The organism is Marinobacter sp. C2H3 (genome assembly GCF_037080155.1).
In the GTDB taxonomy this organism is placed as follows: Bacteria; Pseudomonadota; Gammaproteobacteria; order Pseudomonadales; family Oleiphilaceae; genus Marinobacter.
Map to the genome: position 1 here is coordinate 16,402 of NZ_JBBBNZ010000003.1, position 26,004 is coordinate 42,405.

A 26,004-nucleotide genomic window follows, 5' to 3' on the forward strand; every position below is an offset into this window, starting at 1 on the left:
CCCCCGGGCGCCGGCCGCTGTAACAGCCTCGGCGCCCTTGGCCCCGCCCCGGCGGGGCTTTTTTGTGGGCGGGCCGGCGCCGTCCCGGGAGTGGTTATTACAGCGAGGACGCGCGCGCTTCGGCCTGGTCCGCCCCGGCCACGTTGCCCCGGGCCCGGCGGATGTCCGCCAGCAGCAGCCAACCGGACCGCTGCAGGCGCGTGTCATTGCCGGCCAGGGACAGCCCCTTGAGCGTGAACTGCTCGGCGGTGCCGAGTTGGCCGGCGGAGACGTACGCTTCGGACAGCTTGAAATACACTTCCGCCGAGCCCGGCGCAATGCGCTGGGCCCGCTCCAGCAGCCCGATGGCGCCCTGGGTGTCGCCGCTGGCGAGCTTCTGATCCGCGCTGCGGACCAGGCTCAGTGCCGCCGGTGACAGGCGATCGCCCGATTCCCGATAACTCGGAGAGGCGTCATCGCCACCCGACGAGGCAGCCCTCCCGGTATCCGCGCCCTGAGACGGCTCGGACTGCTCACTCTTGCGCCAGACGGTCTGGCCGGACGATGTGCCCTCGTCCACGGTGCGGGGCGGCGGTGGTGCATCCTGGCCGCCACCCACCGGCACGTAAATGGAACCCGGCCCGCTGGCGCAACCGGCCACCAGCAACACCGCACTGAACACACTGATTCGGCCAGTCACGCCGATCTGACGCATCGTCATTGAAAGAATCCTTTGAACCAACCCTGAAGTCGTTTTTGCAGCGAACCACCGCAGGACACGGTTTGATTCGGCTCACTGCCGGTGATGAAGGGCACCAGCCGGGCCTGATCGCAATACTCGTCGGTCAGGGCCTGGCGCTGGTCATTGACCCAGCGATAGTTTACGCCGTCCGGCACCACCGGTGCGAACGCGTGCTGCGGCACCTGGGCCATGAACCGGGACCAGATCGGCAGCGCGCCGGTGGCGCCAGTGAGCGTGGTCGGGCCGTTGTCGTCCCGCCCGACCCAGGTGACCGCCAGCAGATCACCGCTGAACCCGGCAAACCAGGCGTCCCGGCCATCGTCGGTGGTGCCGGTCTTGCCGGCGAGCCGTAGCGCGTCCGGCACCGTGCGGTAGGCCCAGCGTCCGGTGCCTTCCTGCATCACTTCCTGCATGGCGTACTGCACCAGGTGCACCGCCGAGGGGTCCGCCACCTGATCCACCGCCAGCGGGTAGCGCGTCAGAGTCTTGCCATGGGCGTCGGTGACGTCCCGGATGGTGCGCAGGGGCGTGTTGAAGCCGGACGTTGCCAGGCCTTGATACATCTGAGCCACGGTCACCGGCGACAGGGACACGGCGCCCAGCAGCATCGACGGATAGCGGGACACGTCTTTGGTCACTCCGAAGGCCTGCAGCGTGTTGATGACGTTATCCACGCCCACGTCCAGACCCACCCTCACCGCGGGCAGGTTGTAGGAGTGGGCCAGGGCCTCGTGCAGGGGGACGTCGCCCCGCTCCTCGCCGTCGTAGTCCTTGGGTTGCCAGCGTTGGCCGTTCTTGAATTCCAGCACGAAGCCTTCGTCTTTCACCGGGCTGATCAGCGTGTACCGGTCCGGCTGGGCCAGCGCGGTGAGGTAGATAAACGGCTTGATCAGCGAGCCAATCTGGCGATTGGCGTCCAGGGCCCGGTTGAAGCCGGCAAAATCCGGATCCTTGCCGCCCACCAGGGCCAGCACTTCACCGGTGTCCTTGGCGGTGACCACCATGGCCGCCTCCAGGGACTGAGCCAGCTTGGCGCCACCCAGTTGCGGTAGGGTCTGGCGTACCGAGTGATCGGCGGCGTATTGGATGGTCGGGTTCAGGGCGGTGAAAATGCGCAGCCCTTCCGATTGCAGGTCTTCATCCCGGTAGTCGCGGGCCAGGTGGCGCCGCACCAGATCAATGTAGGCAGGGTAACGGTTTTCCGAGTACGACGGCTTGGCGCTCACATCCAGCGGCAGGCCTCGTTCCCGGGCGGCCTGATCGTCCGTAATCAGGCCAGCATCGGCCATTTCATTGAGTACCAGGTTACGCCGGCTCAGGGCCCGCTCCGGATTCCGGCGCGGGTTGTAGTAGCTGGGGCCCTTGACCATCCCGACCAGCAACGCAATCTGATGGGGCTTCAGGTTCGCCAGGGACTCACCAAAATAGAACTGGCTGGCCAGACCGAAGCCGTTGATGCTGCGACGGCCAGCCTGCCCCAGATACACCTCGTTCAGGTAGGTCTCGAGGATGTCGTTTTTTTCATAGTGCCAGTCCAGCAGCACCGACATGATCGCCTCGTTGGCCTTGCGTACGAGGGTCTGATCCCGGGTCAGGAAGAAATTCTTGACCAGTTGCTGGGTCAGGGTGCTGCCTCCCTGAACAATGCTGCCCGCCTTCAGGTTGGCCAGCATGGCCCGGGCAATGGACAGGGGAGCAATACCGAAGTGGTCGTAAAAATTGTGATCTTCCACGGCAATCAGAGTGGCGGGCAACAGCTTGGGCACCTCTGAGAGCTGCACCAGGATGCGGTCTTCCTTGTGTGCCGGGTAGATCCCACCGATCTGCGCCGGTTCCAGGCGGACGATGGGCGAGGCCTCGCCGGCGACAATCCGGAACTGGGTCACCTGATCATCCGTTACGGTCAGCGCCAGCCGGCGGCGGGGCTCTTCGCTGTCCGGAAAGCGAAAACCGCGAGTGCTGATCAGAAACCGTCCGCCCTGGCGCTGAAAACTGCCAGGCCGCACACCGTCGCCGCGCCGGAACCCGGACAGCTCCAGTTCCCGCTGCAATGCGTCGGCACTGATGCCGGCGCCGTCATAGAGTTCCAGCGGGCGGGCGTAAACTCTCGAGGGCACTTCGAAGCGGCGCCCTTCGAAGCGGGAGGTGACCACGGCATCCAGGTAAACGGTCCAGCCGGCCAGAAGCACCAGGCCAATCAGGGACACGCGCCAGAACAACCGCCAGAACCGGGAGCGGCGAGGCGGGCGGGCGCGCTTGGTGGAAGAGGACGATGAACGACGGGGAGTCTTTGATTTTGCCATGGCGGGATTATACCGAACGAGTCCGCGCCGACATCAGGGCCCGTGTGTTATTTCTGTAATGTGCCCGTTATGATAGGCCGACAAAAATCAACAGGTTCAGAGAACTCAAGGAGCAACACGTGGGCGACACTTCCGGCAACGCGCTGGTTCGGGCACTGCAGAATCCGGCGCTGTACGACCATCCGGTTCAAGAGTTTCGGCTGATCGAGACTCACATTTCCCAGGTCATCCTCACCGGGGACTACGCCTACAAGATCAAGAAGCCGATGGATTTCGGCTTTCTGGACTTTTCTACCCTGGAGCGTCGCAAACACTTCTGTGAGGAAGAGCTGCGCCTGAACCGGCGGCTCGCGGCGCCGCTCTACCTGGACGTGCTGCCCATTACCGGAACGCCCGAACATCCGCAGCTGGGAGGCGATGGCGAGCCCTTCGAGTACGCCATCCGGATGCGCCAGTTCCGCCAGGATGATCTCTTTGACCGGCTCCAGGAGCGCGGGGCGCTCACCCCCGAGCTGCTCGACAGCGTGGCCCGCCAGACCGCGGCCTTCCACGACAGCCTGCGCGGTATTACCGGCGACCAGCCCCTGGGCACACCGGACGCGGTATACGCCGCCATGCAGGAAAACGTGGACCAGATCCGCCCGCTCATTGATGAACCCGCCTTGCTGGCACAGCTGGACGCCCTGGAAGACTGGACCCGCACCACCTTTGAACGCTACCAGCCGCTGATTGCCCAGCGCCGCGCCGACGGCTTTGTACGCGAATGCCACGGCGACCTGCACCTGGCCAACATGACGTTGTTCAACGGCGAGGTCACGGTGTTCGACTGCATCGAGTTCAACGAGCCGTTCCGCTGGATCGACGTGATCAATGATCTGGCGTTCCTGCTGATGGACCTGGAATCCCGCGAGGAAACGGCGCTCGCCAACCGGGTACTGAACACCTACCTGGAATACCGGGGCGACTACGGCGCGCTGCCACTGCTGCCGCTGTACAAATCCTACCGGGCGCTGGTGCGGGCCAAGATCGCCCTGTTCACCATGGGCAATCCCGAACTGAGCGAGGCCGAAAGAGCGGGCCTGCTTGACCGCTACCGCCTCTACGCGGACCTGGCGGAATCCTACAGCGCCATCCCCAATCGGTATCTGCTGGCCACCACCGGCCTGTCCGCCAGCGGCAAAAGCTGCGTGAGTGCCGCCATGGCCGCCGAACTCGACCTGGTGCGGTTGCGGTCAGACGTGGAGCGCAAGCGCCTGCATGGTCTCGCGCCCCTCGACAGCAGCCGTTCCGGCACCGGCGAAGGCCTTTACACCCCAGAGGCGAACGAGCGCACCTACCGGCACCTGGCGGACCTGAGCCGGCAACTGCTGGACGCCGGCCTGTCGGTGATCATTGATGCCGCCTGCCTGAAGCACTGGGAGCGCACCCTGTTTGCCGGCGTGGCGGAAGAAGAGGGCGTGCCGTTCCTGCTCATTCACTGTGAGGCGCCTGAAGCCACCCGCCGGGACTGGATCCGAGCCCGCGAGGGCGACGCCTCAGAAGCGACCGAGACGCTGTTGGAAGCGCAGCGGACCTGGTTTGAGCCTTTGAGCGCAGAGGAAAAAGCGCACACGGTACACCTTCACACCGACGAGCCACACGTGGCCGAAGCGGTCGCCGACCGTATCCGCCAGCACCTGATGCCCGGCGTTCACTGAGGGCCAAGCTCCACCGGAACCGCCTCGGTCAGACAGAGGCGCCCGCTGGGATTGCCGTCCGGGCCGACCAGGTCGGCCCGATAGGCCAACACCTCCACCCCGGCTGCGGCGGCTTCGCGGAGCAAGGCGCCGTAGGCCGGGTCAATCTGGTCCGCCGGCCGAATTCGTCCGATGCCCGTGTGATTCACCGCAAACAGCAGCACTGCCCGCTGGCCTGCCTGCACCTGCGCCATCAACTCCCGCAGGTGCTTCTGGCCGCGAACCGTCACCGCATCCGGGAAAAACCCCTCGCCGTTCTCGCACAGCGTCACGTTCTTCACCTCCACCCAAGCGTCCGGTTTCCGATCGTGGCCGCTCAGCAGCAGATCAATGCGGCTGTTTTCCACCCCATAGCGCACCTCGGCGCGGCAGTCCGGATACCCCCGTAGCTCGGCAATCCGGCCCGCCTCGATAGCCGCCCGGGCCTGGCCGTTGGGTCGGGCCGTGTTCACGCACGCGAGGTGGCCCGGCGCGGTTTCCACCAACTCCCAGGTGAACGCCAGCTTGCGTCTGGGATTGTCGCTTCGGGTCAACCATACCCGCCCGTTGTCCGGCTGGCAGCCGAGCATGGAGCCGGTGTTCGGGCAGTGTGCGGTCACCTCGGTGCCATCGGGCAGCCGGACGTCCGCGAGAAACCGTTTGTACCGGCGCAGCAACCTGCCCTCGGTCAAGGTTGTGGCAAACTTCATGAACTCTCTCCGCAAAGTAGGTGTCACAAGGCTGGCACCCCTGAAACTTATCTGCTATTTTCCGCAAATTCTCGCTTCAGGACGACCGGACCGCCATCCGGGCAGGCCGGGCAAGCAACGGACGTGCAAGAAGTATCGACAAGAGGCTGGGTTCCATGGCAACGACTGCTGAACAACCACGCGAACGCTTCACCAACTTCACCCCGTACGAGGTGAAGAAAGGCGAAGAATACATGAGTCCTGACATGCTGCAGCACTTCAAGAACCTGCTGCTGCAATGGAAACAGGAACTGATGGAAGAAGTGGACCGCACCATGCACCACATGCAGGAAGATGCGGCCAACTACGCCGACCCGAGCGACCGCGCCACCCAGGAAGAGGAATTCAGCCTGGAGCTGCGCACCCGGGACCGCGAGCGCAAACTGATCAAGAAGATCGATCAGACCATCGATCGCATCGACAAGGACGACTACGGCTTCTGCGACCAGTGCGGCGTGGAGATTGGTATCCGTCGCCTCGAGGCACGCCCCACCGCCACCCTGTGCATCGACTGCAAGACTCTGGCGGAAATCCGCGAGCGTCAGACCGGCATCTGAGCGCGCACCGCCATGGGGGCAGCCTGCCCGGGCTGCCCCGCTAGCGTCCATGATCTCTCCCTGTTACCGCGGGCGATTCGCGCCCTCGCCCACCGGCCCCCTGCATTTCGGCTCCCTGGTGACCGCTCTGGCCAGCTATCTGGAAGCGCGGGTGCACGATGGCCAGTGGCTGGTGCGCATTGAAGACCTCGATCCGCTTCGGGAACCCCCGGACGCCACCGACCGCATTCTCGCTAGTCTGGACGCCCACGGCCTGCACTCGGACGAGCCGGTGCGTTTTCAGTCCCAACGTCACGAGGCCTACCGCGCCGTCATCGGGACACTGCTGACCAACCGGCGGGCCTATACCTGTGCCTGCTCCCGAAAGGCACTGGCCGAGCACGGTGGTCGCCACCCCGCCCATTGCCGGGACCTCGCAGCCGGATCCTCCGTCCATCGCCGGGACCATCACCCTCACGCCATCCGGTTTCGCCTGAACGACGATCGCTGCCGGTGGACCGACCAGTTGCTGGGCCCCCAGGAGCAGATGGTCCGCGCCGAGCTGGACGACCCGGTGTTGCAGCGCAAGGAAGGCTTCTTTGCCTACCAGTTGGCGGTGGTGGTGGACGACATTGACCAGGCCATTACCGACGTCGTCCGCGGTTCGGATCTTCTTGAGATGACCGCCCAGCAGCTCCAGATTTACCAGGCCCTGGGCGGCCAGCCGCCCCGGTGGCTCCACATCCCCATCATCCTGAACGAACAGGGCCAGAAACTGAGCAAGCAGACCCACGCGCCGGCACTGAACGATCGCCGGGCGGCCGCCAATCTCGTGGACGCGCTCGCCGCCCTCGGCCAGCGCCCGCCGGAGACCCTGCGCAGCGCTCCGGTGGAGCAGGTGCTGGCCTGGGGTGAGGCGCACTGGCAGCGGGGCGCCATTGAACTGACAGGCCGCTGAGCGACGTGGTATAACGTGGGGCTGAATCCCCGCGGACCCGACACCCGATGTACATCTATCGCCTGGTTTTCCTGCTGGTGCTGGCCATCTACATCTTTTCCCCCAATATCCTCGACTGGTGGACGGCGCCAGGCAACGTCTGGTATAGCCCCTACCTGATCTGGGCCGGGCTGATCGCGGTGGGTGTGTGGCTGGAATGGCGACGGGACCCCAATGAGTTTTAGCGCACCCGGGCTGGTACTGATCAGCCTGGGCTACCTTCTGCTGCTGTTCGGCGTTGCCTGGATTACCGAGCGGGGCCTGCTGCCCAAGCGCTGGGTGCGTCATCCCGTGGTCTATATCCTCAGCCTCGGGGTGTACGCCGGCATCTGGGCGGTCTACGCGGCCATCGGCATGGCCTCGGACACCGGTTACGGCTTCCTCGCCTATTACCTTGGCATCAGCGGCGCCTTTCTGCTTGCCCCGGTGCTGCTAAACCCCATCCTTCGCATCGGCCGGGCCTACCAGTTGACGTCGCTGGCCGACCTGTTCGCCTACCGCTACCGCAGCCAGTGGGCGGGCACGCTGGCGACCCTGTGTTCCGCCGTTGCCCTGCTGGCCCTGCTGAGCATGCAAATACAGGCGGTGGCCCGCTCCGCCAGCCTGCTCGCGCCAACCGCCTCGCCCAAGGCCATGAGCCTGCTGTTCTGCCTGATCGTGCTGCTGTTCGCCATTCTCTTCGGCGCCCGGCGCGATCAGGGCTCGCAAAATCATCAGGGCCTGGTTCTCGCCATCGCGTTCGATTCACTGGTCAAACTCGGCGCGCTGCTGGCCATCGGCGCAGTGGTGCTGTCCCAGGTTTTTGGCGGCCTGAACGGCCTCGACACCTGGATCGACGGCAACAAAGCCATCAGCGGCACCCTGACCCTGGCCATCGACGACGGCAGTTGGCGGGCGCTCATGCTGATGTCCTTCGCCGGCGTGATTGTGCTGCCCCACATGTATCACATGACCTTCAGTGAAAACCCGGCGCCCCGGGCACTGGCTCGGGCCAGTTGGGGCCTACCGCTGTACCTGCTGCTGCTGGCACTGCCGGTGCCGGTGATTCTCTGGGGCGGCCAGGCCCTCGGCGTGGCGACCGATCCAAACTTCTACACCCTCGGCATCGCCCAGTCCCTGCAGAGCCCCTGGCTGACCATCCTCATGTACATCGCCGGGTTGTCCGCCGCCAGCGGGCTGATGATCGTGAGCACCCTGGCGCTGGCGGGCATGGTGCTCAACCACGTTGTGTTGCCCCTGAAAACACCAAAAGACCAGGCCGACATCTACCAATGGCTGCAGTGGGTCAAACGCCTGCTGATCGCGGTCATCCTGTTCTTTGCCCTGCTGTTCCACGAAACCGTGGGCCAGAACCTGGACCTCGCCATCCTGGGCGCCATTTCGCTGTCCGGCATGCTCCAGCTGCTGCCCGGCGCCCTGGGGGTGATCTACTGGCCAGAGGGCAACCGGCGCGGGCTGATCGCCGGCCTGCTGACCGGCCTGGCCATTTGGCTGGTGACGCTGGTGCTGCCCTTCAGCCACACCCTCAATCCTCTGGCCTGGCTCGATTTCCCGCTGATCCCGGACCAGACCAACTGGCACATCTTCACCTTCGCCAGCCTGACCGCCAACATCACCGTGTTCGGCCTGGTCTCCATCCTCAGCGCCAGCTCCCCGGAAGAGACCAGCGCCGCCCAGGCCTGCTCCATGGGGGCACTCTCCCGGCCGCAGCGCCGGGAGCTGCTGGCCTCATCGTCGTCGGATTTTGTCCGGCAGTTATCCGAGCCTCTTGGGCCAGACGTTGCCCAGCGGGAAGTCGAACGGGCTCTCAGCCGTCTCAAGCTCCCGCCAGTGGAATATCGTCCCTACCAATTGCGCCGGCTACGGGATCAAATTGAAGCCAATCTTTCGGGCCTGCTCGGTCCGTCGGTGGCCCGGGACATGGTCAAGCGCCATCTGGGTTTCAAGCCCATTGCCCGGGACAGCGGCGCCCAGGACATCCGCTACGTGGAGCGGGCCCTGGGCGACTACCAGAATCGGCTGACGGGCCTGGCCGGCGAGCTGGACAACCTGCGCCGACACTACCGGCAGACCCTGCAGAACCTGCCCATTCCCGCCTGCTCGGTGGGTGATGACGGCGAAATCCTGATGTGGAACCACGCCATGGAGGCGCTCACCGGCATCACCGCCGACGACGTGGTGGGCGCCCGACTGATGGCGCTGCCGGAGCACTGGCAAAGCCTTCTGGACGACTTCAACCGGGGCGAAGACCTGCACCGTTACAAACACCGGCTGGACCTGCGAGGCAAACCCCACTGGCTGAACCTGCATAAAGCCACCCTGAGCGGCCCGGACCACGCCGAGGGCGGCAGTATCATTCTGGTGGAAGACCAGACCGAAACCCGCCTGCTGGAAGACGAACTGATGCACAGCGAGCGGCTAGCCTCGGTTGGACGCCTGGCCGCCGGCGTTGCCCACGAGATTGGTAACCCGGTTACCGGCATTTCCTCCCTGGCCCAGAACCTGAAACTGGAAACCGACAACCCGGACATCCTGGAAACCGCCGAACAGATCCAGCAGCAGACCCGGCGAATCTCAACCATCCTCCAGACCTTGATGAACTTTGCCCGTTCCGGTAACCACGCCCAGGCCAACCACTACGAACCGGTGCACATTCATCGCTGCGTCGACGAATCGATCAACCTGCTGTCCCTGAGCGATAAAGGCATGGGCATTCGCTATCGCAACGACGTGCCCGCCGACCTACAGGTATTGGGCGACGAACAGCGCCTGGTGCAGGTGTTCGTCAACCTGCTGGCCAACGCCAGGGACGCGTCGCCCCATGGCGGCACGGTGACGGTCGGTGGAAACGACGACGGCTACTCCGCTATCATCGAGGTCGTTGATGAGGGATCCGGCATTCCCGCCGACCAGTTGGACCACATCTTTGAACCGTTCTACACCACCAAAGCACCGGACAAAGGCACCGGCCTGGGCCTGTCGCTGGTGTACAGCATCGTGGAAGAGCATTACGGCAACCTTCAGGTGGAAAGTCCCGCTGACGCGGCCGCCGGTATAGGCACCCTGGTGCGCCTGAGGCTGCCCGCCTACCAGCCAGAGTCCGGCGACCCTCACTCCGGCGGTGTTTCCTCCGGAAACGACAACGCCAGCCAGAACGAAAGGTCCTGAAACAGCCATGCCCCGCATTCTGATCGTTGAAGACGAAGACATCATCCGCTCGGCCGTCCGCAAGCTGCTGCAGCATGCCGGCTATGACGTTACGGATGCGCGCTCGGTGGAAGAGGCCGAGGCCCACGACCCGGACCAGTTTGACCTGATCATCTCAGACCTGCGCCTGCCCGGCGCGGCCGGCACCGAGATGATCACCCGGGCGCCGAATACCCCGGTGCTGATCATGACCAGCTACGCCAGCCTGCGTTCGGCGGTGGACTCCATGAAGCTGGGCGCCGTCGAGTACATTGCCAAGCCGTTCGACCACGACGAAATGCTGGCGGCGGTCGAGAACATCCTGGCCCGCCAACCGGCCAGCCAGACCGAACGCGGCAACGGTGAGACCAGCAGCACCGAGACCTCCGACCCCAGCCAGATCCTGTTCGGCCAGTGTGCCCCCATGCAGAAGGTGTTTACTCTGATCCGCAAGGTGGCGCCCACCGAAACCACGGTGCTGATACAGGGCGAATCCGGCACCGGCAAGGAGTTGGCCGCCCGGGCGCTCCATCTGCTTAGCCCGCGGGCCTCAAAGCCGCTGATTTCCGTCAACTGCGCGGCCATCCCGGAAAGCCTGATTGAATCGGAGCTGTTCGGCCACGAAAAAGGCGCCTTTACCGGCGCCGTCTCGGCGCGCACCGGCCTGATCGAAGCGGCGGACGGCGGCAGCCTGTTTCTCGACGAAATCGGCGAACTGCCGGCGGAGGCCCAGGCCCGTCTGCTCCGGGTACTGCAGGAAAGCGAGATCCGTAAGGTCGGCTCCACACAAAGTCGCAAGGTGGATGTGCGCATGATCGCGGCCACCCACCGCAACCTGAAGGCCATGACCCACACCGGGGAATTCCGGGAAGACCTCTATTACCGCCTGAACGTGATGCAGATACGCATTCCGCCCCTGCGGGAGCGCCAGGACGACATCCTGGGCCTCGCCCGCCGGTTCCTGCGCCGCCAGAGCGATCGCATGGGCAAGCCCAACCTGCAACTCAGCCCGGAGTCCATGCGGGTTCTGGAGCGGCATCGGTGGCCGGGCAACGTGCGGGAGCTGGAGAACGCGATTGAGCGCGCCACCATCCTGTGTGACGGCGACGTGATCACCCCGGCCCTGCTGGACCTGGACAGCGACGGCGGCGACGAGCACATTCCCCGCACGCTGGTGGAGGGCGACAACGAGCCGGCCACCCGGGAGGTCGATGCCGCCAGCGACCTGTCCCTGGAAGATTACTTCCAGCATTTTGTTCTGGAGAACCAGGATCGCATGAGCGAGACCGAGCTGGCCCAGAAACTGGGCATCAGCCGCAAGTCCCTGTGGGAACGCCGCCAACGGCTGGGCATTCCCCGCCGTAAGCCCGGAGGCTGAGACCTGTTACCCCGTGTTCCTCAAGGTAACACTTACCGAATCGTTAACGTGATGTAAGTAACACTTCACAGGAGTACGGGGTAACACTTACCGGCCAAAAAATATTAACCTGCTGTTTATAAAGAACTTTTAAAAACTGGCACGGGCTCTGCACTCTATTGGGCGCACAACAACAAAAACAACAGTGGCAAGAGCAGCGTCAAAACAAAAACAAAAAGCTGCAGAGAAAACGTTCGTCAACAAATACAAGAACAGAACGTGAGCGAACTGAGTGTTTTGGGTACTCTGCTTTTTAGTGGTTCCCCGGCACGTGTGAGCAGTAGATGTAAAAAGAATCGCCCCCAGACGACGACACATCTGCAACGCGCTCTCCGATGCTCCTGACCGCTCTGCGTATTCAAAGCTTTCCGTTTGCACTCCTCGGAGTTCTCATCTTGGGAACGAACAGTGGGGTACAAAAACGTAGAACAATCCCGGCAACAACAAAAACAATGCAGATCGTCAACGCTTTCAGGGCGGATTCGTGAAAACGGATCCGCCTTTTGATTATCTGGCGTGTGCAAAACCTGCCCAAACCGTTACACTCTCGGTTTTTTCTCATCGCAACGATGGATTTCAATGGCTAACCGATTTGTCGACACCATCCGCGCCCTGATCCCCGGCGGGCGCAAGAAACCCCGCGCGGTTCAGCGGCGGGAGATTCCCCGCGACCAGCACAATGTCTCGCGTTCCATGATCAGCGAACCCGCCAAGAAGGTTCTGCACCGGCTGAACAAAGCCGGCTATGAAGCCTACCTGGTGGGTGGCGGCGTTCGGGATATCCTGTTGGGCACCCAACCCAAGGACTTTGACATCGCCACCGATGCCACCCCGGAAGAGGTGCACGATCTGTTCCGCAACTCCCGGCTGATTGGCCGCCGGTTCCGCATCGTGCACGTGGTGTTCGGGCGCGAGGTCATCGAAGTGACCACCTTCCGGGGTAACGCCAGCGACGACGACGGCGACCCCTCCGACGACGAACGCCGGACTAACGAACACGGTCTGCTCCTGAGGGACAACGTCTACGGCAATCAGGAAGAGGACGCGATTCGCCGGGACTTCACCATCAACGCCCTGTATTACTGCATTCGCGATTTCACCGTGATTGACTACACCGGCGGCGTGGAAGACTTGAACAACCGTCAGATCCGCCTGATCGGCGATCCGGACACCCGCTACCGGGAAGACCCCGTGCGCATGCTCCGGGCCGTGCGGTTTGCCGCCAAACTCGATTTCGATATCGAACCGGACACCGAGGCGCCGATTCGCGAACTGGCTCCCCTGCTGACCCACATTCCGCCAGCGCGCCTGTTTGACGAGGTCCTGAAACTGTTTTCCGCCGGGTTCGGGGAAAAGACCTATGACCTGCTCCGGCACTACAACCTGCTGGCCCCCCTATTCCCCGAGACGGTCCGCGCGCTGGATAACGGCGAGCCGGATGAGTTGATCCGGCAGGCGCTGCGCAACACCGATGCCCGCATTGCCCAGGGCAAATCGGTGACACCGTACTTCCTGTTCGCAGCCCTGCTGTGGCCGGCGCTCCAAGCGGAGTGGCGGCGCCGCCAGGACAACGGTGACCCGGTGCAGCCGGCGCTGCATGGCGCCATTGAGAAAGTGATTGGCCGGCAGATCCAGGCTACCGCGATTCCAAAGCGCTTCTCCGGCCCCATGAAGGAAATCTGGGAGCTGCAGATGCGCCTGCCCCGCCGGCAAGGCAAGCGGGCATTTGCCACGCTGTCTCACCCCCGGTTCCGGGCCGCCTACGATTTCCTGCTCGTTCGGGAGAACAGCGGTGAGATTGAACCGGGCCTTGGGCAATGGTGGACCGATTTTCAGGCCGTTGACGAGCGCCGTCAGGAACAGATGCTGACACAGCTCAGCAGCAGCGAAGGCCCCGCCAAGAAGCGCCGCCGCAAGCGCCGGCCCGCCAAGCGCCCCGCCGATTCGTGAGCGTGGACGCGTTTGTCGGGCTGGGCAGCAACCTGGAAGACCCGACCGCCCAGCTCGCTCGCGCCATCAGCGAGCTGGCGGCTCTTCCCGATACCGAATTCGTTGCCCAGTCGCCGTTTTATGCCAGCCGGCCGGTTGGCCCCCAGGACCAGCCAGACTTCGTCAACGGTGCCGCCTGGCTGCGCACCCGCCTTGCGCCGGAGGCCCTGCTGGACCAGTTACAAGCCATCGAGCAGGCCCACGGCCGCCAGCGCCTGCGCCACTGGGGCCCGCGGACGCTGGACCTGGATTTGTTACTCTATGGCCGTGAGCGCATTGACAGCGATCGGCTGACCGTTCCCCACCCGGAGCTGGCCAACCGGGACTTTGTTCTGCAGCCGCTGCTGGACCTCGCCCCCGAACTGACCCTGCCGGACGGCCGCGCCCTTGCCGCGTTGCGAGCCAACTGCCCAGACAACCGGTTGCGCCTTCTGCCTCCGCTGCCACAAACACCCGGTACCAGCGGCTGATCCACGCCGACCTCTACCACACGCCTTCCTCTCCGCGACGCCCCTCACCGGCGCCTCGGGCCGGCCGCCGTGATACTATTGCCTCTGACCTACCCCGGGATTACCCTTGGCACCTGATCCCGCAACGTCTCCGGACGCCCGGGGCTATGCCCCGCGTCCACCGACCGATAAGGTAACGATCCTATGGCTGTGACCATCAATACCCTTCGGGAATACAAGCGCAACGGCGAGGCCTTCGCCGCCCTGACGTCCTACGATGCCACCTTCGCGCAGATTGTCAGCGAAGCGGGTGTGGACGTGATCCTGATCGGCGATTCCCTGGGCATGGTGCTTCAGGGCAACGACAGCACCCTGCCGGTGACCATGAACGAACTGGAGTATCACACCCGCTGCGTGGCCCGGGGTAACCGCGGGGCGCTGGTGATGGCCGACATGCCCTTCATGACGTATGGCACCGTCGAGGACGCCCTCACCAACGCGGCCCGGCTGATGCGCGCCGGCGCCCACATGGTCAAGATTGAAGGCACCGACTGGATGGCCGACACCATCCGCGCCCTGAGCGACCGGGGCGTGCCGGTGTGTGCGCACCTGGGGCTGACGCCGCAGTTCGTCAACAAGTTTGGCGGCTACAAGGTGCAGGGTCGGGACGAGCACGCCGCCGAGCGGATGATTGAACACGCCTGCGCCCTGGAAGAAGCGGGTGCCGATGTGATCCTGCTGGAATGCGTGCCAGCCCCGCTGGCGGCCCGCATCACCCAGGCGGTGAAGGCCCCGGTGATTGGCATTGGCGCCGGTTCCGACACCGACGGCCAGGTGCTGGTGGTGCACGACATGCTCGGGCTCACCTGCGGTCGAAAGCCCCGCTTCGTCAAAAATTTCCTGGCGGAGACCGATTCCGTCCAGAACGCGGTCGCCGCCTACGTCAAGCAGGTGCGCGATCGAACCTTCCCCGCTGAGGAGCACACGTTCAAGGCATGAGAACCGTCCATACCCTCAAGGAACTGCGAACGATCCTGCGCGGCTACCGACGCCAGGGCAAAACCATCGGCCTGGTCCCGACCATGGGCAACCTGCACGAGGGCCATATTTCCCTGGTGCGAAAAGCGGTGGAATCCGCCGACATTGTGGTCACCAGCATCTTCGTGAACCCGATGCAGTTCGGGGCCACCGAGGACCTGGACACCTACCCCCGCACGCTCGTGGAGGACCAGGACAAGCTGGCCGAGGCCGGCAACACCCTGGTGTTTGCGCCGTCGGCGGAAGAAATCTACCCCGAAGGCCTGGCCCGCCACACCCGGGTGATCGTTCCGGACGTGAGCGAGGGCCACTGCGGCGCCAGCCGGCCGGGCCACTTTGAAGGGGTGGCCACCGTGGTCAACATGCTGTTCAACATGGTGCAGCCAGATCTGGCCATCTTCGGGGAGAAGGACTTCCAGCAGTTGGCGGTCATCCGCAAGATGACCCACGATCTGATGCTGCCCATCGAGATCGTCGGCGGCCCCACCGTGCGCGAACCGGACGGCCTGGCCAAGAGCTCCCGGAACGGGTACCTCTCGGCAGAGGAGCGAGCCACCGCGCCGGTGGTCTACCAGACCCTGCAGCAGGTGGCGAGCCACCTCGCCGATGGTCGTACAGACTTTCAGGCCCTTGAGCAGGAAGCTGTGAAGCGCCTTAGCGAGGCAGGGCTGCGGCCGGATTACGTCAACATCGTCAACAGCCTGACGCTCAAGCCCGCCAACCCGGCGGACACGGAACTGACCGTGCTGGTGGCCGCCTTTCTCGGCACCACCCGGCTGATCGACAACCTGTCCGTGTCCCGCTGAGGCGGGCCCGGACCACCGGCAACGCCGCCGCGCCCCGCGCATGACCACCCCGACGGATAAGGACGCCAAGATGACCGAGCACCCCAACGCCCTCCCCGACAGCTCCCCCTGGGCTCGCCTGGCACAGCAGCGGGACGCGCTGTCCAAGACCCGCCTGCGGGAGCTGTTCGACCGGGACCCGGAGCGCAGTCAGCGGTACTACATCGAGGGCGCAGGCCTCGGACTCGATTTCTCCAAGAACCTGCTCACCGACGACACCCTCGAGGCGCTGCTCGATCTGGCCCGCCATTGCCGGCTGGAATCCCGCCGGGAAGCGCTGCTGGCCGGCCGCAAAGTCAACGTTACCGAGGGCCGCCCAGCTTTGCACACGGCGCTGCGCCACCCCGGCGGCACTGACATCCGGGTGGACGGCGTTGACGTGGTGGCAGAAGTGCACGCCACACTCGCCCACATGGAGGCGTTTGTCAGCAGCGTGCTCGACGGCCACCGGACCGGTTACACCGGCCAGCGCTTCACCGATGTGGTCAGCATTGGCATCGGCGGCTCCTACCTCGGCCCAAAACTGGTGTGCGAAGCCTTGCAGCCGTTTGATCAGGGCAAGGTTCGTTGCCATTTTGTCGCCAATATCGACGGCACCGACATCTGCGAAACCCTGCGGGGCCTGAACCCGGAGACGACCCTGTTCCTGGTGCAGTCCAAGTCGTTCCTTACCCAGGAGACCCTGGAGAACAGCAAGGTCGCCCGGGACTGGTTCCTGAACGCCGCTGGCGACACCGACCACGTAGCCCGGCACTTCATGGCGGTCACGGCCAACGTGCCGGAAGCGGAGGCCTTCGGCATCCAACCGAATAACGTATTCCCGATGTGGGACTGGGTGGGCGGCCGCTATTCGTTATGGTCGGCCATCGGCCTGCCCATCGCCTTGACTGTCGGCATGCACCACTTCCGGGCCCTACTGGCCGGCGCCCACGCCATGGACGAGCACTTCCGTAAGGCGCCGCTGGGGCAAAACCTGCCCGTGGTCATGGGCCTGCTCAGCGTTTGGTACAACAACGTCTGGGGCGCCGAGACCCACGCCATCCTGCCCTACGATCACTACCTTCGCAGCCTGCCGGACCACCTCCAGCAGTTGGACATGGAAAGCAACGGCAAGAGCGTCACGGAACAGGGCGAGCCGGTGGCAACGCAGACCGGGCCGGTGCTCTGGGGTGGTGTCGGCTCGAATGGCCAGCACGCCTACCACCAGCTGATCCACCAGGGCACGCGGCTGATTCCGGCCGATTTCATCATACCGCTGGTGAGCCACAACCCGGTGGCCAGCCACCACGCTGACCTGTTCGCCAACTGCCTGAGCCAGTCCCGGGCCATGATGGCGGGCAAGACCCTGGACGAAGCGCGGGCCGAACTTGCCGCGGAAGGCCTGAGCGAGGATGACATCGAGCGCCTGGCACCCCACAAGGTGATTCCCGGCAACAAGCCGAGCAACACACTGATCATGGAGCAGGTCACCCCGCACACCGTAGGGGCGATCATTGCGCTATACGAACACCGGACCTTCGTCCAGGGCGTGATTTGGGATGTGGATTCGTTCGATCAGTGGGGGGTGGAACTGGGCAAGCAATTGGGCAAAGGCATCCTGCCCAAACTGACCGGGAATGGGGCGCCGGAAACCGCCGGAGACAGCTCCACTGATGCCCTGATTCGGCGGTTTCGGTCAGCCCACGGCCGCTGAAATCTGCCGACCGCGCCAGTGGAAGTCCACCGGCCAGAGCTTCTGGCCGGAGCGGTGCGCCTGCCAGAGGGCCTCGTAGGTTTGGCGGCAGCGGGGGTGGCGCCGGTCCGGGGCCACATCCGCCAGTGGGCGCAGCACGAAGGCGTTTTTCAGAATCTCGCCCCGGGGCAGCTCCACACCGTCGATTTCACCCACCGCATCACCGTAGGTCAGAATGTCCACGTCCAGGGTTCGGGCGCTGAATTTAGGCACGTCCCTCCGCCGGCCGTGCTCGGCCTCGAGCTGTTTGAATCGCCGGGACAATTCGCCCACCGCCAGATCCGTCTCGATGCCAACCACCAGATTGTAAAACGGCGAGCCATCAAAACCGACGGCCTCGCTCTCGTACACCGGGGAAATCTCCAATTCACCGAAGGCGTCTGCCAGGGCGTCCAGAGCGCCGGACACATGCCGCTTCCGGTCGATGTTGCTGCCAATGCTCAGGTACACGCGGACGCTTTGGGCCATCAGGCTTGCTCTCCCTTCTGATTACGGCTGCGTTCGATACGGACCCCGACGGACCGGGCCGCCGGGACAGCGCCGGGCTTGCGAATGGTCACGACCAGGGACGCCACCCCGAATTCCGCCATCAGCCGCTGGGCCACCACTTCCGCCGCCCGCTCCAACAGCTGTGGTTGCAGATCGATCAGCCACTGGCTGACCCGATCGCTGACGGCGGCGTAATCCAGGGCGTCGGCAACATCATCAGACTGGCCTGGCACGCGGTTGTCCCAGGCCATGTCCAGATCAATCTCCAGCCGCTGGGTAACAGCGCGTTCCCAGTCGTAAACGCCCACCACGGTTTCCACCACCAGGCTGTCGATCAATACACGGTCTGCCAAGGAAATCTCCGCTCGTCCTGCCTTACTGATTGAAAAGCGCACACCCACGGGCTACTGTGAATGCGCGTACGGCGCCTCAGGCGCGCGCATTTTCGCACACAAGGCACAAGACCGACACCATGGAAGCCCCGTTTGATTCGGCCTACGCCCCGCTGGCCACGGTCCTGCTCTGCCTGGCGGCCTATCTGCTCGGCTCGGTCCTGTTTGCTTTGCCCGTCTGCCGCCTCTGGCGCCTGCCGGATCCGCGTGCCCTGGGCTCCGGCAACCCCGGCGCAACCAACGTCTACCGAACCGGCGGCTGGGCGCCGGCGGCACTGACCCTGGTGCTGGACGCCCTCAAAGGGTGGCTCCCGGTGTGGCTGGCCAGCCTCGCCGGCCTGTCCGTCATGGCCCAGGCAGTGGTGGGGCTGTGCGCCGTCACCGGACACATGGTGCCGGCATTCTACCGGTTCCGGGGCGGCAAAGGCGTCGCCACCGCTCTCGGCACTGGCCTGGCTCTGGCTCCAATCACCACGCTTCTGATGGCAGCCATCTGGGGCGCAGTCATCTGGCGTTGGCGCATCTCCGCGCTGGCTTCCCTCGTTGCCATTCTCACCGGCCCGGTGCTCAGCGCCCTGATCGAGCCGGACACCCTGCCCCTGTTCGGCCTGCTGGCACTGCTGATTGTCGTCCGTCATCGCAGTAACCTGATTCGCTTGGCCCAGGGCCGCGAGCACGGTCTTTGACCCTGGCCCATGCGGCCGGCGATCGCTTTTTATTCCGGGGAAACGAGCCCTTCTCTTTATTTTTGGGAAACGAGCCCCTCTCTCCGGGGCTCATTCATCGGCGGCAGCGTGTCCATGGGCCAGCGCGGCACGGCCAGGATACGATCGCCGTCCCGCTGGCCCGCCATCAGGCGCTGGGCGCCGGCGTAGGCGATCATGGCGCCGTTGTCCGTGCAGAACTCGGGGCGGGCGTAGAACACCTCGGCCCGATGCTTGGCCACCATGGTTTCCAGGGCCGCCCGCAATCGCCGGTTCGCGCTGACGCCACCGGCCATCACCAGGCGGCGCACCCCGGTTTCCTCCAGCGCCCGCCGGCACTTGATCACCAGCGTGTCCACCACCGCCGCCTCAAAGGCGTTGGCGATGTCCGCGCGCGTCTGATCATCGAGTTCACCCGCCTCGCGGGCATCGTTGACGGTGTTCAGGGTATAGGTCTTGAGACCACTGAAGCTGAAATCGAGGCCGGGGCGATCGGTCATCGGCCGGGGGAATCGGAACCGGCCGGGCGTCCCCTGCTCCGCCAGCTTGGCCACCTGGGGACCGCCTGGGTAATCCAGCCCGAGCATTTTGGCGGTCTTGTCAAACGCCTCGCCAGCGGCGTCATCCACTGACTCCCCCAGCAACTGATACTCGCCGATGCCGTCCACCTTCACCAACTGGGTATGGCCGCCGGACACCAGCAGCGCAATAAAGGGGAATGCGGGTGGACGCTCCTCCAACATCGGTGCGAGCAAGTGCCCTTCCATATGATGCACCCCCAGCACCGGCACGCCCAGCGCGTAGCCCAGGGCGTGGGCCACGGACCCACCCACCATCAGAGCGCCCACCAGGCCAGGGCCGGCGGTGTAGGCGATGCCGTCGATGTCCTGGCGTGTACGGCTGGCTTTGGCCAGCACGTCGTCGCACAGGGGCAGCAGCTTGCGGACGTGATCCCGGGAAGCCAACTCTGGCACCACGCCGCCGTAATCCGCGTGCATGGCCACCTGGCTGTATAGGGCGTGGGCCAGCAACCCCTCGCCCGTGTCGAACAGCGCCACGCCGGTTTCGTCGCAGGAGGTTTCAATACCGAGAATGAGCATAGATCGGAGTCCTGTGAAGAGGCCTGTGTGGGGCCTGGTAAAAAGGTGCCGGGGTTTGCGGCCGGGGAAACGGCGGGCATTTTAGCAGAAACCCGAAACCCGGAGCAGATCGCGTGAACAATCATTGACCTTTCCACCACCCTGGGGCTATCATTGCCGCCCTAAATCAGGCGCTGGTCGAGTTTTAGCCAATCGGACCAGGTCGCGGGCCGCGCCGGCCAAGCCGCGTGGCGCAAACTGAAACCGAATCTAACAGGTAGGTGATTTTCGAATGCCAGCTGTCAAAGTGAAAGAGAATGAACCGTTTGACGTAGCCCTGCGTCGCTTTAAGCGCTCCTGCGAGAAGGCGGGCATCCTGTCCGAAGTACGTCGTCGTGAACACTACGAGAAGCCGACGTCCGTTCGCAAGCGCAAGGCCGCAGCCGCCGTCAAGCGTCATCTCAAGAAGCTTCAGCGGGAACAGCGCAAGTTCGAGCGTCTGTATTAATCGATCCTGAGCGCCGCCACAGTGGCGGCCAGGCGACGCCGACTGCACAGTACGGATGGCCTGCTCAGCATTACGCGACAGCAGCGCCCCTCAAAATGCCGCCGAGGCCTGGCTTCGGCGGCATTTTTGGCTTTGGCCCTGAACCCACCCAGAGACGTACGACCCGGCAATCCGGCCGATCTGGAGCACCCATGAGTGGACTGATCCCGCAACGCTTTGTGGAAGACCTGCTCGACCGGATCGATCTGGCGGAGCTGATTGGTTCCCGGGTGACCCTGAAAAAGGCCGGCGCCAACTACAAGGCCTGCTGCCCGTTCCACGACGAGAGAACCCCCTCGTTCAACGTGCGCCCGGACAAGGGCTTCTACCACTGCTTTGGCTGTGGCGCCCACGGCGACGCCATCAGCTTTGTCCGCGAACTGGAAGGCCTGGGCTTTACCGAGGCGGTTGAAGAATTGGCCAAGCGGGCGGGCATGGAAGTGCCCTATGACCAGAGCGCGAAGCGGGAGCAGCAACAAGCCCGGACGCTGACCGACGCCCTGGACTTTGCCAGCCGGTTCTATCAGGGCGCTCTGACCGGCCAGGCTGGCGCCTACGCCCGGGATTACCTGAGCCAGCGGGGGCTGGATCAGGCCATCATTAAGCGCTACCAGCTTGGCTACGCGCCGGGCACCGGCACGGCCCTGTTTGATGCAGCGGCGAGGGACCTGCAGGGCCCGCTTCTGGAAACCGGCACCGTATCGAACAAATACGGCCGCCCCCGGGACCTGTTCCGCAACCGGATCATGTTCCCGATCCGCAACACCCGGGGCAGGACGGTCGCGTTCGGCGGCCGCACCCTGGGTGACGACAAGGCCAAGTACATCAACTCGCCCGAGTCGGACGTGTTCCACAAGAGTCGGGAGGTCTACGGCCTGTTCGAGGCCCGCCAGGCCATCCGCCAGTTGGACAAACTGCTGGTGGTGGAAGGCTACATGGACGTGATCGCCCTGGCCCAGAATGGCATTGATTACGCGGTGGCCACCCTGGGCACGGCCACCAATCAGGACAACCTGCAGGCGCTTTTCAAACAGGTACGCCATCTGGTGTTCTGCTTTGACGGCGATACCGCCGGCTTCCGCGCCGCCGACCGGGCCATGGAGAACGCGCTGGAACTGATGGCCGACGGCCTGCACATCCAGTTTTTGATGATGCCGGACGGCGAAGATCCGGACACTTTGGTCCGCAAGGAGGGCCGAGAGGCGTTCGAGGCGCGTATCCAGGGTGCCCGGCCACTGTCCCGGTTCCTGTTTGACCGGCAAAGCGAAGGGCTGGACCTGCAGTTGCCGGAGCATCGCGGCGAGCTCCGGGCCCGAGCGGAGCCCCTGCTCAACCGGATGCCCCGATGCACCCTGCGGGATGCCATGTGGCATGAAATGCTGCGCTTGTGCGGCGGCCGGCAACCCTGGCAGGGACAGCAAACCGGGAAGAACAACGGCTGGCGCCGGGATGGCCGGCGGGATCGGATTACCGAGGAGCGGATTGACGTGCGCCTCAGCAAGGACAGCACGCTGTGCCTGGCCCTGGTCGAAGCCCCCGAAATGGCGACCGAGGTCATGGCGCTGAGCCAGCAGTCCCGGCAGATGCCCCAGGCCCGGGCGTTGGCCGGCTGGATTCTGGAAAATGCCATCGGCGACCGCCGCCAGCTGCTGGCCGCACTGGCCACCGACGCCAGCGCCCGCAGCCGTTTCCATCACCTGTTCGACGGCATCGAACATGTGCCCTCACGGGAGAGCACCCTGGCCCAGGCCCGGGAGCTGATCAGCCCGAATGAGGAGACCGCGCGCCAGCAGCGGCTGGCCACGCTGATCCGCAATCTGCCGTCGCTGACGCCGGAGGAACGGAACGAGCTCAAAGAGCTCAGCGGCGGGGCTCAGGAATAGCCGCACTTGAAACTTACGGGACTGGCCACAATCTAACCACTTGCTGGCAGTGCCGTTAGGCGACAGCTATAATGGCTGTTTAACTTTTTTACGTTCATGAGCGAGTTCACAGGGTGTCTATGTCAGGCAATTCGCAGAAATCACGTTTGAAAGACCTCATTGCACGAGGCAAAGAGCAAGGTTACCTGACTTACGCGGAGGTCAATGACCACCTCCCGGAAGACATCGCCGACCCGGACCAGGTCGAAGACATCATCCGCATGATTAACGACATGGGTATCCAGGTCTGTGAGGAAACACCGGACGCCGATACCCTGCTGATGACCGAAGGGGATTCCACCGCCGACGAAGCCGCCGCTGCCGAAGCCGCCGCCGCGCTCGCCGCCGTGGAAACCGACGCCGGCCGCACCACCGACCCGGTCCGCATGTACATGCGGGAAATGGGCACGGTTGAGCTGCTCACACGCGAGGGCGAGATTGTCATCGCCAAGCGCATCGAGGAAGGCATCCGGGATGTCATGGCCGCGGTCGCCCACTTCCCGGGCACCGCCGGCACCGTGATCCAGGCCTACGATCGCATCATCGAGAATGAAGGCCGCATCAGCGACATCGTTACCGGCTTCCTCGACCCCGACGACGCCGAACCGTTCATGGGCGAAGAGAGCCCTGTGGAAGACACCCGCTCGGACGACAGCGACTCTGACGGCTCGGACGACGATGACGACGACAACTCCTCCAGCGACGACGACAACGACAATGGCCCGGATCCTGAAGAGACCCGGCTGCGGTTCGAGCTGCTGAAGGACAAACTGGCCGCCGCCGACGCTGCCCTGGACAAGCATGGCCGGTCCGACAAGAAAACCCAGGCCGCCCTGAACGAGCTGGGCCAGGTGTTTGCCCCGTTCAAGCTGGCTAACAAGGCGTTTGACGAGCTGGTCAACGTGGTGCGTTCCACCAACGATCTGGTCCGCGAGAACGAGCGCGCGATCATGCAGATCTGCGTGCGCGACTGCAAAATGCCCCGCAAAGACTTCATCAAGACTTTCCCGGGCAACGAAGTGAACCTCGACTGGGCAGGCAAGCTGGCCAAGAGCAAGAAGCCCTACGCCGCCGCCATCGGCGAGCGCCTGGACGAGATCGTGCGGCTGCAGAAGCGCATCCACAACGTGCAGGTGGAAGTGGACCTCGACGTCGCTGACATCAAGGAAATCAACCGCCGGGTGTCCATCGGCGAGGCCAAGGCCCGCCGCGCCAAGAAGGAAATGGTGGAGGCCAACCTGCGCCTGGTGATTTCCATCGCCAAGAAGTACACCAACCGCGGCCTGCAGTTCCTGGACCTGATCCAGGAGGGCAACATCGGCCTGATGAAGGCGGTGGACAAGTTTGAATATCGCCGCGGCTACAAGTTCTCCACCTACGCCACCTGGTGGATCCGGCAGGCCATCACCCGCTCCATCGCGGACCAGGCCCGCACCATCCGGATTCCGGTGCACATGATCGAGACCATCAACAAGCTCAACCGCATCTCCCGCCAGATGCTGCAGGAGATGGGCCGCGAGCCCACCCCCGAAGAGCTGGGCGAGCGCATGGATATGCCCGAGGACAAGATCCGCAAGGTGCTGAAGATCGCCAAGGAACCGATCTCCATGGAAACCCCGATCGGCGATGACGAAGACAGCCATCTGGGGGATTTCATCGAGGACATCCAGGCCCTGTCGCCGGTGGATTCCGCCACCGCCGAAGGCCTTCGGGAAGCCACCCGTGCCGTCCTCGCCGGCCTCACGGCCCGGGAGTCCAAGGTGCTGCGCATGCGCTTTGGCATCGAGATGAACACCGACCACACCCTGGAAGAAGTCGGCAAGCAGTTCGACGTGACCCGGGAGCGGATCCGTCAGATCGAAGCCAAGGCCCTGCGCAAACTGCGCCACCCGTCTCGCTCCGATCACCTGCGCGGCTTCATCGACGATCAGGGCTCCTGATACGGCCCCATCTCCGGTAGCGGGCGCCTACCCTCGCGGGTATAATGGCGCCCGCTTTTTCGTTACGGGCCTATAGCTCAGTTGGTTAGAGCAGGGGACTCATAATCCCTTGGTCGCAGGTTCAAGTCCTGCTGGGCCCACCACTCTGCCGCTTTACATCCCGCGCCTGCATACCCGTCCACAAATTTTACAGTCCCTTCGGCAACTCACGCCAACCGCCGGCATAACGTCATGATCCGCTTGCGCATTCCTCTTCTGGCAACGCTTTTGCAGCAGATTGGCTACGCGCCATGAACATGGGTCTCGGGCGCATTTCACAGGGATAGAAGCGAGGTTGTCGCTATGAAGATGCAACGGTTAGCGGCGTTAATTTTCGGAGTCCTCGGCACCAGTGCCGCCTACGCGGTGCCGTCGTTACAGCTGGATATTGATGGCGGAACCTATGTGGGGGGCTCGGAAGAGAGCACGGTGACCAACGATCCGGTGTTCAACCTCTGGGCGCTGGGCGACACCGGCGTGGTCAACACCGGCGTCAACTACTACCTCTCCATCGCGCTGTTGCCAGCCAGCCAGAACACCGGCGACCCGGCCAACTTTGGAAGCGTCTTGGTGAATGGCACCAGCCTGTCGAGCCTCGTTGGCGCCTCGGAGTACGGTAAGCCGCCGATTGAGTCCGTGGATAACGGGGGCGAACTGGCGAGCCACGGTATCTACGAGACGTTCTACTATCAGATCGCCTTCCAGTGGGCTGGTTTGCCGACCGTCGATTCCTACAACACCGCCGATGGCTCTGCCGGCCCCGCAGGCGACGAGCTGTTCAAGAAGACGTTTCAGATCGACGCGAGCGCGCTTGAAACCGGATATGGGCTGCATTTCGATCTGTACACCTACGGCGAATCCGGTACAGACAAAAAGGCCAAAACCAAGATCACCGACTTCGCGCCGTTCTCGCACGACGCGGGCTACTGCGTCAGTCTCGAATGCGAGCCGGTCACCGTGTCCGAGCCGTCCACCCTCGGGCTGTTCGGCATCGGCCTGCTTGGCCTGGCCGCCATTCGGCGCCGGATGGCCAAAGCCTGACGTCAGGTTTCTTTACAGCCCGGCACTGCACTACCGGCGACTCCTTGTCCTCCTTCAAGGCCCCTTCGGGGGCCTTTTTGCTGCCTTACCCCTCGAAAATCGCAACAAAAAAACACAAAGCTGGCCCTCCTGGCACGAGCCTTTTCCCTGTATTTGCTTGACGTTAACGGCTAC

22 protein-coding genes and 1 tRNA gene are annotated in these 26,004 nt (G+C 64.0%); 17 read left to right on the forward strand and 6 right to left on the reverse strand.

The features are described 5' to 3' along the window. Positions 1-97: 97 nt before the first annotated feature. Entirely contained in the window at positions 98-700 is a 603-nt protein-coding gene (locus tag V3388_RS09570) for a tetratricopeptide repeat protein (protein ID WP_442915634.1), read from the reverse strand. Beyond that, positions 697-3,024 (reverse strand): penicillin-binding protein 1B, encoded by a 2,328-nt coding sequence (gene mrcB, locus V3388_RS09575; protein ID WP_336367327.1) that lies wholly within the window; start codon positions 3,022-3,024, stop codon positions 697-699. The genes V3388_RS09570 and mrcB overlap by 4 nt, the downstream gene beginning before the upstream one ends. Positions 3,025-3,143: 119 nt before the next feature. Between mrcB and V3388_RS09580 the strand changes: the two genes are divergently transcribed. Further along, entirely contained in the window at positions 3,144-4,721 is a 1,578-nt protein-coding gene (locus V3388_RS09580; protein ID WP_336367328.1) for a bifunctional aminoglycoside phosphotransferase/ATP-binding protein, read from the forward strand. On the opposite strand, the gene sfsA is transcribed toward V3388_RS09580, so the two are convergent. Further along, positions 4,715-5,449 carry a DNA/RNA nuclease SfsA gene (sfsA, locus tag V3388_RS09585; protein ID WP_336367329.1) on the reverse strand — a complete coding sequence of 245 codons (735 nt, stop codon included), beginning with the start codon at positions 5,447-5,449 and terminating at the stop codon, positions 4,715-4,717. The genes V3388_RS09580 and sfsA overlap by 7 nt on opposite strands. A 155-nt stretch (positions 5,450-5,604) precedes the next feature. On the opposite strand from sfsA, the gene dksA reads away from it, so the two are divergent. From dksA to pgi, 10 genes are all read left to right on the forward strand, one after another. Continuing rightward, entirely contained in the window at positions 5,605-6,045 is a 441-nt protein-coding gene (gene dksA, locus V3388_RS09590) for an RNA polymerase-binding protein DksA (RefSeq protein ID WP_336367330.1), read from the forward strand. A 49-nt stretch (positions 6,046-6,094) separates the two neighbouring features. Further along, complete coding sequence (gluQRS, locus tag V3388_RS09595; protein ID WP_336367331.1) at positions 6,095-6,982, forward strand: tRNA glutamyl-Q(34) synthetase GluQRS; 888 nt, start codon at positions 6,095-6,097, stop codon at positions 6,980-6,982. Positions 6,983-7,029: 47 nt separating this feature from the next. Further along, positions 7,030-7,206 (forward strand): hypothetical protein, encoded by a 177-nt coding sequence (locus tag V3388_RS09600; RefSeq protein ID WP_336367332.1) that lies wholly within the window; start codon positions 7,030-7,032, stop codon positions 7,204-7,206. Continuing rightward, positions 7,196-10,189, forward strand: a complete 2,994-nt coding sequence (locus V3388_RS09605) for an ATP-binding protein (RefSeq protein WP_336367333.1) — start codon at positions 7,196-7,198, stop codon at positions 10,187-10,189. Before V3388_RS09600 ends, V3388_RS09605 begins: the two co-directional genes overlap by 11 nt. A gap of 7 nt (positions 10,190-10,196) precedes the next feature. After that, on the forward strand, positions 10,197-11,585 hold the full coding sequence (locus V3388_RS09610; RefSeq protein ID WP_336367334.1) for a sigma-54-dependent transcriptional regulator: 1,389 nt from the start codon (positions 10,197-10,199) through the stop codon (positions 11,583-11,585). Positions 11,586-12,203: 618 nt separating this feature from the next. After that, positions 12,204-13,574 carry a polynucleotide adenylyltransferase PcnB gene (pcnB, locus tag V3388_RS09615; RefSeq protein WP_336367335.1) on the forward strand — a complete coding sequence of 457 codons (1,371 nt, stop codon included), beginning with the start codon at positions 12,204-12,206 and terminating at the stop codon, positions 13,572-13,574. Continuing rightward, on the forward strand, positions 13,571-14,083 hold the full coding sequence (gene folK, locus V3388_RS09620) for a 2-amino-4-hydroxy-6-hydroxymethyldihydropteridine diphosphokinase (protein ID WP_336367336.1): 513 nt from the start codon (positions 13,571-13,573) through the stop codon (positions 14,081-14,083). Before pcnB ends, folK (V3388_RS09620) begins: the two co-directional genes overlap by 4 nt. A gap of 183 nt (positions 14,084-14,266) precedes the next feature. Next, complete coding sequence (gene panB / locus V3388_RS09625; RefSeq protein WP_336367337.1) at positions 14,267-15,061, forward strand: 3-methyl-2-oxobutanoate hydroxymethyltransferase; 795 nt, start codon at positions 14,267-14,269, stop codon at positions 15,059-15,061. Beyond that, positions 15,058-15,906, forward strand: a complete 849-nt coding sequence (panC, locus tag V3388_RS09630; RefSeq protein ID WP_336367338.1) for a pantoate--beta-alanine ligase — start codon at positions 15,058-15,060, stop codon at positions 15,904-15,906. Before panB ends, panC begins: the two co-directional genes overlap by 4 nt. 70 nt (positions 15,907-15,976) lie before the next feature. Then, positions 15,977-17,638, forward strand: coding sequence for a glucose-6-phosphate isomerase (gene pgi, locus V3388_RS09635; protein ID WP_442915646.1), 1,662 nt, complete (start codon positions 15,977-15,979; stop codon positions 17,636-17,638). On the opposite strand, the gene folK (V3388_RS09640) is transcribed toward pgi, so the two are convergent. Both folK (V3388_RS09640) and folB read right to left on the reverse strand, forming a co-directional pair. After that, positions 17,621-18,145: a 2-amino-4-hydroxy-6-hydroxymethyldihydropteridine diphosphokinase gene (gene folK / locus V3388_RS09640; RefSeq protein WP_336367340.1), complete on the reverse strand. Its 525-nt coding sequence runs from the start codon at positions 18,143-18,145 to the stop codon at positions 17,621-17,623. The genes pgi and folK (V3388_RS09640) overlap by 18 nt on opposite strands. Beyond that, positions 18,145-18,519: a dihydroneopterin aldolase gene (gene folB / locus V3388_RS09645; RefSeq protein ID WP_336367341.1), complete on the reverse strand. Its 375-nt coding sequence runs from the start codon at positions 18,517-18,519 to the stop codon at positions 18,145-18,147. Before folB ends, folK (V3388_RS09640) begins: the two co-directional genes overlap by 1 nt. Positions 18,520-18,638: 119 nt before the next feature. On the opposite strand from folB, the gene plsY reads away from it, so the two are divergent. Further along, entirely contained in the window at positions 18,639-19,244 is a 606-nt protein-coding gene (gene plsY, locus V3388_RS09650) for a glycerol-3-phosphate 1-O-acyltransferase PlsY (protein WP_336367342.1), read from the forward strand. A gap of 56 nt (positions 19,245-19,300) precedes the next feature. On the opposite strand, the gene tsaD is transcribed toward plsY, so the two are convergent. After that, positions 19,301-20,362, reverse strand: coding sequence for a tRNA (adenosine(37)-N6)-threonylcarbamoyltransferase complex transferase subunit TsaD (gene tsaD, locus V3388_RS09655; RefSeq protein ID WP_336367343.1), 1,062 nt, complete (start codon positions 20,360-20,362; stop codon positions 19,301-19,303). A gap of 271 nt (positions 20,363-20,633) precedes the next feature. On the opposite strand from tsaD, the gene rpsU reads away from it, so the two are divergent. The 5 genes from rpsU to V3388_RS09680 all read left to right on the forward strand — a co-directional run bounded on the left by rpsU (position 20,634) and on the right by V3388_RS09680 (position 25,830). Further along, positions 20,634-20,849 (forward strand): 30S ribosomal protein S21, encoded by a 216-nt coding sequence (gene rpsU / locus V3388_RS09660; RefSeq protein ID WP_336367344.1) that lies wholly within the window; start codon positions 20,634-20,636, stop codon positions 20,847-20,849. Positions 20,850-21,040: 191 nt separating this feature from the next. Next, positions 21,041-22,771, forward strand: coding sequence for a DNA primase (gene dnaG / locus V3388_RS09665; RefSeq protein ID WP_336367345.1), 1,731 nt, complete (start codon positions 21,041-21,043; stop codon positions 22,769-22,771). A 119-nt stretch (positions 22,772-22,890) separates the two neighbouring features. Next, positions 22,891-24,750 (forward strand): RNA polymerase sigma factor RpoD, encoded by a 1,860-nt coding sequence (rpoD, locus tag V3388_RS09670; protein ID WP_336367346.1) that lies wholly within the window; start codon positions 22,891-22,893, stop codon positions 24,748-24,750. A gap of 66 nt (positions 24,751-24,816) precedes the next feature. After that, positions 24,817-24,893, forward strand: a tRNA-Ile gene (locus V3388_RS09675). 205 nt (positions 24,894-25,098) lie between these two features. Next, positions 25,099-25,830, forward strand: a complete 732-nt coding sequence (locus V3388_RS09680) for a choice-of-anchor N protein (protein WP_336367347.1) — start codon at positions 25,099-25,101, stop codon at positions 25,828-25,830. Positions 25,831-26,004: the final 174 nt, after the last annotated feature.

Bases quoted from the DNA above. Each gene is read 5' to 3' on its own strand.
- V3388_RS09570 (WP_442915634.1), bottom strand. From the start codon at position 700: ATGACGATGCGTCAGATCGGCGTGACTGGCCGAATCAGTGTGTTCAGT.
- mrcB (WP_336367327.1), bottom strand. From the start codon at position 3,024: ATGGCAAAATCAAAGACTCCCCGTCGTTCATCGTCCTCTTCCACCAAG.
- sfsA (WP_336367329.1), bottom strand. From the start codon at position 5,449: ATGAAGTTTGCCACAACCTTGACCGAGGGCAGGTTGCTGCGCCGGTAC.
- dksA (WP_336367330.1), top strand. From the start codon at position 5,605: ATGGCAACGACTGCTGAACAACCACGCGAACGCTTCACCAACTTCACC.
- gluQRS (WP_336367331.1), top strand. From the start codon at position 6,095: ATGATCTCTCCCTGTTACCGCGGGCGATTCGCGCCCTCGCCCACCGGC.
- V3388_RS09600 (WP_336367332.1), top strand. From the start codon at position 7,030: ATGTACATCTATCGCCTGGTTTTCCTGCTGGTGCTGGCCATCTACATC.
- V3388_RS09605 (WP_336367333.1), top strand. From the start codon at position 7,196: ATGAGTTTTAGCGCACCCGGGCTGGTACTGATCAGCCTGGGCTACCTT.
- V3388_RS09610 (WP_336367334.1), top strand. From the start codon at position 10,197: ATGCCCCGCATTCTGATCGTTGAAGACGAAGACATCATCCGCTCGGCC.
- pcnB (WP_336367335.1), top strand. From the start codon at position 12,204: ATGGCTAACCGATTTGTCGACACCATCCGCGCCCTGATCCCCGGCGGG.
- panB (WP_336367337.1), top strand. From the start codon at position 14,267: ATGGCTGTGACCATCAATACCCTTCGGGAATACAAGCGCAACGGCGAG.
- panC (WP_336367338.1), top strand. From the start codon at position 15,058: ATGAGAACCGTCCATACCCTCAAGGAACTGCGAACGATCCTGCGCGGC.
- pgi (WP_442915646.1), top strand. From the start codon at position 15,977: ATGACCGAGCACCCCAACGCCCTCCCCGACAGCTCCCCCTGGGCTCGC.
- folK (WP_336367340.1), bottom strand. From the start codon at position 18,145: ATGGCCCAAAGCGTCCGCGTGTACCTGAGCATTGGCAGCAACATCGAC.
- plsY (WP_336367342.1), top strand. From the start codon at position 18,639: ATGGAAGCCCCGTTTGATTCGGCCTACGCCCCGCTGGCCACGGTCCTG.
- tsaD (WP_336367343.1), bottom strand. From the start codon at position 20,362: ATGCTCATTCTCGGTATTGAAACCTCCTGCGACGAAACCGGCGTGGCG.
- rpsU (WP_336367344.1), top strand. From the start codon at position 20,634: ATGCCAGCTGTCAAAGTGAAAGAGAATGAACCGTTTGACGTAGCCCTG.
- dnaG (WP_336367345.1), top strand. From the start codon at position 21,041: ATGAGTGGACTGATCCCGCAACGCTTTGTGGAAGACCTGCTCGACCGG.
- rpoD (WP_336367346.1), top strand. From the start codon at position 22,891: ATGTCAGGCAATTCGCAGAAATCACGTTTGAAAGACCTCATTGCACGA.
- V3388_RS09680 (WP_336367347.1), top strand. From the start codon at position 25,099: ATGCAACGGTTAGCGGCGTTAATTTTCGGAGTCCTCGGCACCAGTGCC.